9 protein-coding genes and 2 pseudogenes are annotated in these 10,136 nt (G+C 34.3%); 4 read left to right on the forward strand and 7 right to left on the reverse strand.

Annotated features, from left to right (window positions below; all coding sequences use genetic code 11):
- Window positions 1–180: 180 nt before the first annotated feature.
- The 4 genes and pseudogenes from GWK51_RS16300 to GWK51_RS16315 all read right to left on the reverse strand — a co-directional run bounded on the left by GWK51_RS16300 (window position 181) and on the right by GWK51_RS16315 (window position 2,454).
- Window positions 181–717: an invasion associated locus B family protein gene (locus tag GWK51_RS16300; protein WP_161934505.1), complete on the reverse strand. Its 537-nt coding sequence runs from the start codon at window positions 715–717 to the stop codon at window positions 181–183.
- Window positions 718–1,067: 350 nt separating this feature from the next.
- Complete coding sequence (locus GWK51_RS16305) at window positions 1,068–1,541, reverse strand: arsenate reductase ArsC (protein ID WP_161934506.1); 474 nt, start codon at window positions 1,539–1,541, stop codon at window positions 1,068–1,070.
- Window positions 1,542–1,545: 4 nt separating this feature from the next.
- Window positions 1,546–1,799, reverse strand: a pseudogene (locus GWK51_RS16775) (ArsR family transcriptional regulator).
- Window positions 1,800–2,058: 259 nt separating this feature from the next.
- Window positions 2,059–2,454, reverse strand: a complete 396-nt coding sequence (locus GWK51_RS16315) for a MerR family transcriptional regulator (protein WP_161934507.1) — start codon at window positions 2,452–2,454, stop codon at window positions 2,059–2,061.
- Window positions 2,455–2,546: 92 nt separating this feature from the next.
- On the opposite strand from GWK51_RS16315, the gene GWK51_RS16320 reads away from it, so the two are divergent.
- Window positions 2,547–3,617, forward strand: coding sequence for an SDR family oxidoreductase (locus GWK51_RS16320; protein WP_161934508.1), 1,071 nt, complete (start codon window positions 2,547–2,549; stop codon window positions 3,615–3,617).
- Between the two features lie 865 nt (window positions 3,618–4,482).
- Complete coding sequence (locus GWK51_RS16325) at window positions 4,483–5,061, forward strand: papain-like cysteine protease family protein (protein ID WP_235941178.1); 579 nt, start codon at window positions 4,483–4,485, stop codon at window positions 5,059–5,061.
- A gap of 684 nt (window positions 5,062–5,745) precedes the next feature.
- Here the strand turns inward: GWK51_RS16325 and GWK51_RS16330 are convergent.
- Together GWK51_RS16330 and GWK51_RS16335 are read right to left on the reverse strand one after the other, a co-directional pair.
- A complete protein-coding gene (locus tag GWK51_RS16330; protein WP_142768676.1) occupies window positions 5,746–5,967 on the reverse strand; it encodes a hypothetical protein in 222 nt (73 codons plus the stop codon).
- Window positions 5,968–6,648: 681 nt separating this feature from the next.
- Window positions 6,649–7,161: a cytochrome b gene (locus GWK51_RS16335; protein ID WP_161934510.1), complete on the reverse strand. Its 513-nt coding sequence runs from the start codon at window positions 7,159–7,161 to the stop codon at window positions 6,649–6,651.
- A gap of 276 nt (window positions 7,162–7,437) precedes the next feature.
- Between GWK51_RS16335 and GWK51_RS16340 the strand changes: the two genes are divergently transcribed.
- Window positions 7,438–8,490 (forward strand): DUF2235 domain-containing protein, encoded by a 1,053-nt coding sequence (locus GWK51_RS16340; RefSeq protein WP_161934511.1) that lies wholly within the window; start codon window positions 7,438–7,440, stop codon window positions 8,488–8,490.
- Window positions 8,491–8,585: 95 nt separating this feature from the next.
- Window positions 8,586–9,337 (forward strand): annotated as a pseudogene (locus GWK51_RS16345) (IS5 family transposase).
- A gap of 54 nt (window positions 9,338–9,391) precedes the next feature.
- Here GWK51_RS16345 and GWK51_RS16350 read toward each other — a convergent pair.
- Window positions 9,392–9,826, reverse strand: coding sequence for an I78 family peptidase inhibitor (locus tag GWK51_RS16350; protein ID WP_161934512.1), 435 nt, complete (start codon window positions 9,824–9,826; stop codon window positions 9,392–9,394).
- Window positions 9,827–10,136: the final 310 nt, after the last annotated feature.

The following is a 10,136-nucleotide window of genomic DNA, read 5'->3' on the forward strand; positions in this document are numbered from 1 at the left end:
CTTCAATTTCGGATTCGGGCCATTAATAGCTGAATATTCACCATACTGACAGGCAAAAGAAGTTTTATTTATCTAAAACTCTAAACCAATTTCTTTACGATTTCGCCAATGTTGACTTGCGATCTACCCTTCAAGACCTCAAATCAACATCAGCAATTCATAGAATTTTTTGCTTCATAATCAAAAGCTAAGATTTCTCTCATTACCTAGATTTGAAAATTGCACTTCCATATCGTTAAATGCATCAGTGAAGCCATTCAATGAGATCTTATTCTCAACAAGTTGTTTTTTATTGTTCTGGAATCGGGTAAACGCGTAATTACCACGCTTAAATTGCTTAATAAGTTCATCTCCATTTCTGAATAGACCTTCTCGTTCTTGCAAGATTTCATTGTTATCTACATAAACATAAGCAGGATTATCTTTTAAGTTCTTTTCGCCAATATTCACAATGTATTGATGATTAACATGCAAAATTGAAATAGGACCTTTGCTCATCACACAGGCTTTCACGTCTTCAAATACTTTGTATTGACATTTAATTTTCCAGCTAGCACGCCCTAGTAACTTGTTTTCTATTAGATCGATATCGGCATTATTGTTTGCTTTGGCATTCACTTTTAAAATTAAATTAGAGATCCTATCGTCAGCAGCATGAGTATTGTTTGCAATGATAGAATTTAAAAGCAGAAAGGAGAGAAATATTTTTTTACGCATAATGAAATCCCCAATATTAAAAAAACCCCATAATAATCAACATTTTTCTTATTTCTATTGCTTAATGTTTCATTTTCATTAAATAAAGCATATTTTTTAAAATTTAATTCACATATCGCCTACCAGTCCTCACTTTTAAACAAATTACTGTCAGGTGCTACTTGAATGCCCTTTCTGCCAAGCTTTTAACTAGAGCTTTACCAATTTCAAGAAAAACAAGGAGTTTTGTCCATGGCGCTTGTAGATATCACCCAAATCATTATAAAAACATCGAAACAGGAATCGCATCAGACGAATATCAACTCTACTTTCAAGAATGAAAAAAGAGAGCGAATTGCTCTCTTCTGGGATTAATCAATATGTGAAATTCTATTCATTTCTGCAATCAGTTCAGGGCGTGTGAGTTTATAAATATCCAAAGCAAACAAGGCATCCAAACGCTTATTAATATGATCAACAGTGATTTGAAATGCTTTCAATTTTTCATCTTCAGGTAGATCTAGATGGGATGGATCTGCAAGTCCCCAATGCGCCTTGATTGCACCACCTAAGTAAAGTGGACAGGCTTCATGTGCTGCTTGGTCACATACCGTAATCACAACATCAGGCTGATATTGCTCACAATCATCAATACTTTTACTCGACAGCCCTTCTGTAGACAATCCTAGAATTTCTAAAGTTTTGATCGTTAATGGATGAACCTTTCCTGTAGGTTTGCTCCCTGCACTGTAAGCCTTCCAGCCCTCTAGGGCACGGCTATTAAATAACACTTCAGAGAGGATACTACGGCAACTATTACCCGTACATAAAAATAAGAATTTCATAAAATTACTCACAATGAAGTAAAACAGACGAATCAATATTTTGCCTATTCATTATTTCGTCATTTTGACTAGAGATAATGGAAAGTAACTGTTTTGTCTAAAGTCGTAGAGCTGGATTTAAACGGTAAACCCATTGTCTTTGGCGTTGATCAAGCAGAATTGATAGGCTTCTGAGTAATGCTAAATGCCTAGAAACCTTAGGCTGGCTCATTGAAAGCTATTCAGTCAATTCGGCTTTGCCATAATAAGCTTAACAATTTCTTAGCGAATCGGATCTGATAGGCATTTAAAAAATCAGTTTGATTCATTTCAATTCTCGGGGAAACACTGCATTGTTCTATACAAATTTCCGTTTATTCTTATATACATGCTATACATGCAACTACTTCGATTCTTACAGTCCTTTAACAAGCTAAATTAGATTACTGCTCGATCAGGTTATAAAATCTACAATTATTTCTTTAATTTGGATCAATATCATCATTCTACTTAGCATCTTTTATAGCAAAAAAGTAAGTTAAGAATTCCCCGATATTCGCCCAATCCCAGTTACGTCACATCCTTTCCTCAAAGGACAAGGCTCACCATCCAACAGATTTTCAAGCATGTTTTGTATATGTTGCAATTGCCCTATTTTCTCTTGGATCAAATATAACTTTTCTTGCAAAATCGTGTGAAACTGCGTGGCAGGAATTTCATTTTCTCCTACAAGATCAATAATTTGCTTTATTTCAGCAAGGGTAAAGCCAAGATTTTTTGCGGTTTGGATGAGTTTTAATTGTTGAAGTATCTGTTCAGGATAATCTTTATAGCCATTATTGCGTACCAAGGGCTGGATCAACTTCATCTTTTCATAAAAACGAATAGTATCCCGACTTAAATTAATCTGTTTTGATAGTTCTCCTATTAGCATAAATGACTTCCTTATATCTTTTTATAACGCTTGACCATAGAGTGTAATCCATAGTTTAGCGTAAGCAATATCTATTCATCGAGTTTAATAATATGCCTACATCATCTCAAACTGCCCTAGTAATTGGTGCAACTGGATTTATCGGCAAATTTCTTATCGCTCAACTCCTCAGAGATCATACAAGAGTCTTTGCTATCTGCCGTAATATTGATGAACAAGCAGCTCAACTACGTCATTGGCTGTCACAGCAAAACATCGACCATCAGCAACTAAGTTTTATTCAGGGAGATATTACCCAACCAGAATTAGGGTTATCACCTGAAGATTGGAAATCCTTAAATCAAGTGAATTGCCTCTACAATACAAGTGCCTTATTCAAATGGCATCTCTCCATGCAGCAGGCTCAAGCGGTTAATGTCGATGGATTGACGAATCTATTGCAGAGTGTAAGCAAGCATTGTCATTTAGAACGCGCAATACACATGTCTGGCTATATGTTGACGCTAGATCAACATTTAAAAAAAGCAGGCATATATCGAGAACATATCGAAAAAACGGACTGGTCAAAAATCTATGACACTTTAGGCGCTTATGAAGCCTCAAAGATTCAAGGGCATTTTAACTGGATTAAACAGGCAGACCTATTAGATATACCTTGGACAGTCATCCACCCTGCGACCGTGATCGGAGATGAAATGACTGGTGAAATACCCGCTTCTCAACCAATTTTTGCTCTCATTCAACAGCTGCAACAACGAAAAATGAACGCCCTTCCTGGCACATCAAAGCATTCACTCCCTTTAGTATCGGTCACTATGCTGGTTAATGCTATGGTACATGCAAGTAAAGATCCTCAAACAATTAGGCAGGAGATTTTAGTCGCCAATCCGAAGCAGATCTCACTTCAAACTTTAGTAAACATTATTGCAAAGTCACTACAGATGAACCCTCCACGCCATTTTATTTCCATATCTCTCTTAAAATGCATTTTAAAGTGGCAATGGCTGGCAAAAAAATTAGATATGTCAGCTGAAATGCTTAATTTTATCCGAACTGAACAGCTCGATTTACAAACATTTAATCAACTCAATCAACGATGGAAAATTCCTCAAACCGAGTTGGAAACAACTGTGCAAAAGACTGTGGAATGGGTAATGCAATAAGTCATATTCAAATCCTTTGAAATTAGATCCCTTCTATTCTTTTTTATGACAACTTCTATATAAATCTAAGCTACCGTGCATTCTAAAAATAGAGTGCATGAAAAATAAATATCTATTAATGTCATGATGAGCGTTTGCTCTGAGAAAGAAGATGCCTATCTTGTAAAAAAAGCCCGATACAGGACACCACTTAAGTGAACAGATTCACCCCGTTATCTCTTTAGCTCGTCGATAGAGTAATTCATCTCCACACTTTTTATACACCCAGCAATCTAACTGTAAAGCTAGAACTACTCAAACTATCTTTGGATTTCTTCATCTCGTTCTTGTCTTTGATCAATATTTCCCCCTCTTCTTGTATGACAATTTAGTTGAAGAGTCAGCATTCCATCGCTAACTCAGATATTTCAGATACAAAAAAGAAGTCACTTAGCATGACCCCTCCTTTAATTTTATCCAACATAAAGTCATGGGATAAATGAACGATAATGAAAAACCACAAGCCAGATTAGCTTTGTTCAGATTAAGCTGACTTCCAACTCACGCGGTTATCATGGCATACAAACCATCTATACCAGTTCAGCAACTAAGCCTCTGCCAATGTCGTTATAATTTCTGCGCAATAAATTGTACAAGTACTCTTACGCTAAGACTGCTAGGTACGAGATATAAATTTGGGCTGTTGTTTCTTTGCAAGAACTTTATAAGCTTTAAATCCGTAAATAACGCCCAATAAAAAACCACTCATTATGATTTTTCTCACTGATTGCAAAGTGCTACTAACTTATTGATAGTCTGTAATTTTTAAATTTAATATACTAAACATTCAATCTCTTAAATTGCAGCATGTTAAATGAAAAAGTTCATGGCGAAATGGATTCTAATGTCCTTTCTTCTTGTAGCATCAATATCAAGTTATGCGTTCCCACCGCGACCAATTGATATACCAATACGTAATCTTCCTCAGCAAACAGAAGTCTGGTGCTGGGCTGCCGTTGCACAGCAAATCATTCACTACAAAAATGGACCAACGAATACTCCTGAGCAATGTGCTATGGTCGCGCTTTCTAAAAATGCACCAATCCCATATTGCTGCTCACATTTTCATAATTGCGCAATAACAGGATCGCTTACGGAGAGTCAACAGCTGCTAAGATACTTTGGTGGAAGTTATACTAGCTACTCAACACCAGCAGACCCAATGACTGTTTACAGAACCTTGGCTCAAAATAAGCCCATCATTATGCAAATCGCGACAACACCACCTGGCTATCCTTTTGGAATGAGTCATGTCATTTTGATTCGCGGTATGTTTTTCCAGTCTACACCATCCGGTATAATCCCAATGCTGATTGTTAATGATCCTTTGAGCCTCTACACACAGCCTGTACCCTTTACTCAACTCTCGCAGATTTGGCAAGCTGCTATTGTAGTGCACAATTAACATTTTTTATCAGACCAATCTTGCAATAGATTAGTCTGATAATCCAACTTACTTATATATTATCCAATCTCTAAAAATTTAGGAGATTCTGATTCATTAGGCTTATCCTGTAAGTAAACTTTTAAATTTTAGATATTCTTTTTAGATAGAAACAATGAATCCCGTACATAGTTCCCAATTTTTACATTCAGCATAAAAATTTTGATTACACAAATAGTCCAAGTAAAACCAATATATGAATAATCTCCTTTTATCAGAATTCTACTCGCCCCCAATTTAGTAACCTCAATGATAAAGACTCAGTATGTAAATGAGCTTTAAGATAAAAGCATATAGGAACAACATTCAAATTTAACCACTAGGAATAGATTACTGACCTAAAAATTTCTTTTGAGGTTAGATATACGCCTATATTGGATAACCCGAAAAACCATAGTTTCAATTGAATAAGATTAAGACAAAAATAAAACCACAACCAAGACCATTTAATGAGACAAGCCCTATATAAGAGACAAAACAATACGTTAGAAAATAGTTAAAATTTAATCTTGTATTTTCATTATGTTAGAACCTTAGACTTACAAATTTCTTCAGAGTTAGAGAAAATGTGATCTATTTTATGGATTTATGATTAACTGCTTTTCTGTAGTTATAAAAAAACCACCGAAGGTGGTTTTTTAAAGTTTAACAATAACTTGCTTGCTCTAAACCAATATCTTCAAGAAATCGATCTTGTTCAATTAGGTTCTTAAATTTTAGCCTTTTTACACTGCCAACATTAAAATGAATCATAACAATAAAGGGAGGTTCACTTTTAATTTCCATATATTGAATTAAATCTGTATTGACGATCACGTCATTTACACGAATGAGCATCCAAGCACCACAAGCTAAAAATAAGCCCACATAGTAGTAATCCTTGAAATGAAAATCTAGCTGTCATGGGCAAATAAGTTAGACGATTAGTTCACAACCAATTTCATATTATAAAAAATATATTCATATATATATCAGTACTTTATTTTATATAAATAATAGTGATATTTATAATGAAAAATAAAGAATTTACTTTCTATCTAGACATATAGTATTAAATTTCTAATGAGGAAAAATAAAATATTAAATTTTAAATAAAAAAAACCTGCAGCTTGGGGAAGATGCAGGCTGGTAACTAGAGTACTAGTTAAAATGGAGAATACTTAATGTTGAGCATTCTACTATGTTTTATATTCAATGGAAGTATCATTATGTAACCTTTTTGTAAAATATTACACAGTTAAAAACTCACTATTTCAACAATATTCATCAATATTTACGTCTGCATCTAACCGGAGAACATAAAAACCTTAAGATAATGATCAGCTCTTTATCTAACGTAATTTTAATAATGAATAGTTTTTAGATTATTTTTTATTTTTAAATCAGACAATTAAATCTTATACTTTAGTTAATCTAATATATTTAATTCTTCAGCTAATGAACATTTAGATCTACTCATTTTCAATCTATCAACTCAACCGCTATAAGATGCCATTACAATGATTAACCATATTAAATTACAAAAGTTCACTCAAAATTTTATATCAATCATTTATCCCGATGAAAGAGCATACTCTTCAATACATTATCTTTTAGAATAAAATGATGTAGCAATGCCGCACATGCATGTAATCCTACAAGCGAGATAAACAGATTACCAAGCAGTTGATGAATATTACCTAAAAAATCAAAATCTTTGGCTAATGAAAATAACGGAACATTCTGATTAAATAGCTGAAAGCTGTCAGTTAAACTCGATAATGCCAACCAGCCAAACAAAGGAACAACAAATAAGCATAGATACAGAAGGAAACGAACAGTTTTAAACAATACTTCTTGAGTTTTATTTAGTATTTCATTTTTAGGAAGTCTATTACTATAGTAGATGATAAAACCTAAACGTATAAAAAATAATAAAAAAATCGTAATTCCACATGCCACATGAATTTGCCCTTGAACACCAGTATATAACGGATTTCCACTACTTACGTAAGCCGCAATAACGAACAACAAAGTCAACCAATGAATGAAAATGATTGGCTTAGGATAATGACGAACCATTTTATCTACCTTATTATTGTTATCTGATACATCCTAATCATACAATACATTTGGCTCTATCGCTCAATCAAGTGTTGTTCTGACTAACATCAAATTTGTCAGGGGAAAATGTAATGAGACCATCGAAGTACTATTATTTTCTTTCAAAGCAAGACCTTTTCAATAAGCATGCTGCTCTATTCATTTAATTATTTTGAGTACAAAAAAAAGTAAAATTGAAATATACATCTTGATGAAAGCATTTTATTTTCATAGAAAAGAAGAAAGATTCTTGCCATGCATCAGAAAAAACGCCTCATCCTGTTTTTTGATGGCACTTGGGATGATGCCATCGAGAATACCAATGTTTATCGACTATCGAGATTACTTCATGACTATGATGGAGATATTCATCAGCGTTTTTTCTATAACCCTGGTGTAGGTACTCGACCATTTGAAAAAATTATTGGTGGACTCATAGGTTTAGGGCTTTCTAAAAACTTGTTGGATGGTTATGAATGGCTAATCAAAAGATACTGTGAAGAAGATGAAATCTGGATTTTTGGATTTAGCCGAGGTGCATACACCGCAAGAAGTTTAGCTGGTTTAATTCGAAAATGCGGATTACTAGATACTTCCACTAAGAGGCTGTTACACGAAGCGGAAAAATTATATCGAAATAAAGAAATTAGCCCAGAGGATACGATAACGAAAACCTTTAGGCAGAAGTACAGTCGTGAGGTTAATATCCACTTTCTTGGAATTTGGGACACAGTGGGTGTACTTGGCATTCCTAGCACGAATCGAACCAACAGGCACCGACTCACATGGCATGATACTGAACTTTCTAAACTTGTTCAGCGTGCTTATCATGCGATGGCACTTGATGAAAATCGAGAAGCCTATGACGTAACACTTTGGACTTTTCCTACTGGCAATAAAAAACTTGAACAAATTGAAGTAGAACAAAGATGGTTTATCGGATCACATGCAAATGTAGGTGGTGGCTATGAGGCAGACCCATTATCAGATATCACACTTGAATGGATGATCAATAAAGCCAAAGCTGCAGGACTGAAAGTTTCTGATTTTCATGCTGAAAATGAAGCTTGGAAAAAATTACCAATAGACTCATACCAACTGTTTTTACATCATACTTATGCACTTTTAAAAGACTTATTGAATCATGGTAATGGTCGATTTTATAGAAAATATGATAAAGATTTTAAAAATGACTTAGCTGTTAATATCACTATCGATGAAAGCGTATATAAATTATATCGACAAAATAATAAATATAGACCTAAAACTTTGGATAACGTAATTAAACGACTCAAAAGACATAATTAATATTATGGTTTGATCTAGGGTGTGTCCTCATTTGAAAAATTAGTATTAAAGGTTTAAAAGAGTGATTTAACCTCTTTTTATTTGTATATTTCTCAATGGCACGCACCCTACTCACCGATGATATTTGGCAACAGATTCAATCTACTATGCAGTTTCATGGTTGTTATTGTTCCAAGAACAGTAGAAATATTATGGAAGCCGTCTTATGGAAATTACGTACAGGTGCAACATGGCGTGATATTCCTGAAGAATTTTGTCCTTGGAAAACAGCATATAACCGCTTTAATCGTTGGGCATGTAAAGGCTTGTGGGATAAATTTTTTTTAAACTACGAGGTGTATTGGATCAAGAATGGGTATTCATTGACGGAAGCTACATACGCGCGCATCAGCATGCAAGTGGAGCTCGGTATGGTTTCGAGCGAGCAATTGGACAGTCTAAAGGTGGAAGAACTACAAAAATCCATCTTGCAACCGACGCGAATGGATTACCGATTGATTTTAAAATCACTGGAGGTGAAGTCCATGATAGCTAAGTTGCAGCGCAGTTGATTTGTGAGGTCGGTCAGTCAGATTACCTGATTGCAGATAAAGGCTATGATTCGGAAAAAATCAGAATACTGGCAAGAAAGCAAAATATTGTGCCGATCATCCCAATGAAATCAAATAGTAAGAGAGAAAACAAAGAATTTGATCAGTATTTATATCGCTTAAGGCATTTGGTTGAAAATGCCTTTGCGAGATTAAAACATTTCCGAGCGATAGCGATCCGATTTGATAAGCTTGCACGAAATTATCAATCTATGGTTTACATTGCTTGTATGTTGATTTGGTGCAAAGCCAAATGAGGACACGCCCTAAATAAAAATCTAGATCAAACTTCAATTCAAAATTATAGAACTTCAACCACAATTTGCTTGAGTAATTACTTGAGTAATCGGATCAACTGTTACAGTTACTCTATCATTGCGATAATCCATTGTTATAGGTTGATTTGGGCTCACTAATCTAACTGTTTTAGCTTTTGTCATCTGTTGAATTTGCTGTTCACTCAACCCTTTTTTCCCAACTAAGCTAGAAGCCTGTTCAGGTAAACAAGCTTGTTGACTCGCTCTGTATAAAGCCCACTCTTCCATTTCAGTACCATTAGGCAGCGTGCAGTAGCCTACTTGACCATTGTGCTCATTTTTAATGAGCAATTTTCCACCTTGAGCAATACAATATTCACTAGCAGGATTTGCTAATCCAATCTTTGTCGCTGATGATTGACTTTGATCCATAGATGTACAGGCTGTAATTGGCAATATTAGTAGTAATGAAGTTAATAATCTATTCATATCAATTTATATTCTAATAAAAATCTTAAGATAACAAACTTCTTCGACTTTGAAAATAGCTCTTATCCATCGCACATTGTTTATAGACACATCATAATTAATAGTAAATAGTGTCGAAAATAATGACAAATATTCAATTTTATACTAAACATCTATATCGAGTTTCCTTATTCAATGTTCTTTTGTCAATGTTCAACTTTTTTATTTTATTCATGAACAGTTAAATCTAATTTAACAGTCGCATAACTTCTGTTAGCTAGAATTTCTAGATATTTAATTTCTTATCTGCAATAAAAAACACCCCCTAACC

Source organism: Acinetobacter kanungonis (assembly GCF_009939195.1).
Classification (GTDB): domain Bacteria; phylum Pseudomonadota; class Gammaproteobacteria; order Pseudomonadales; family Moraxellaceae; genus Acinetobacter; species Acinetobacter kanungonis.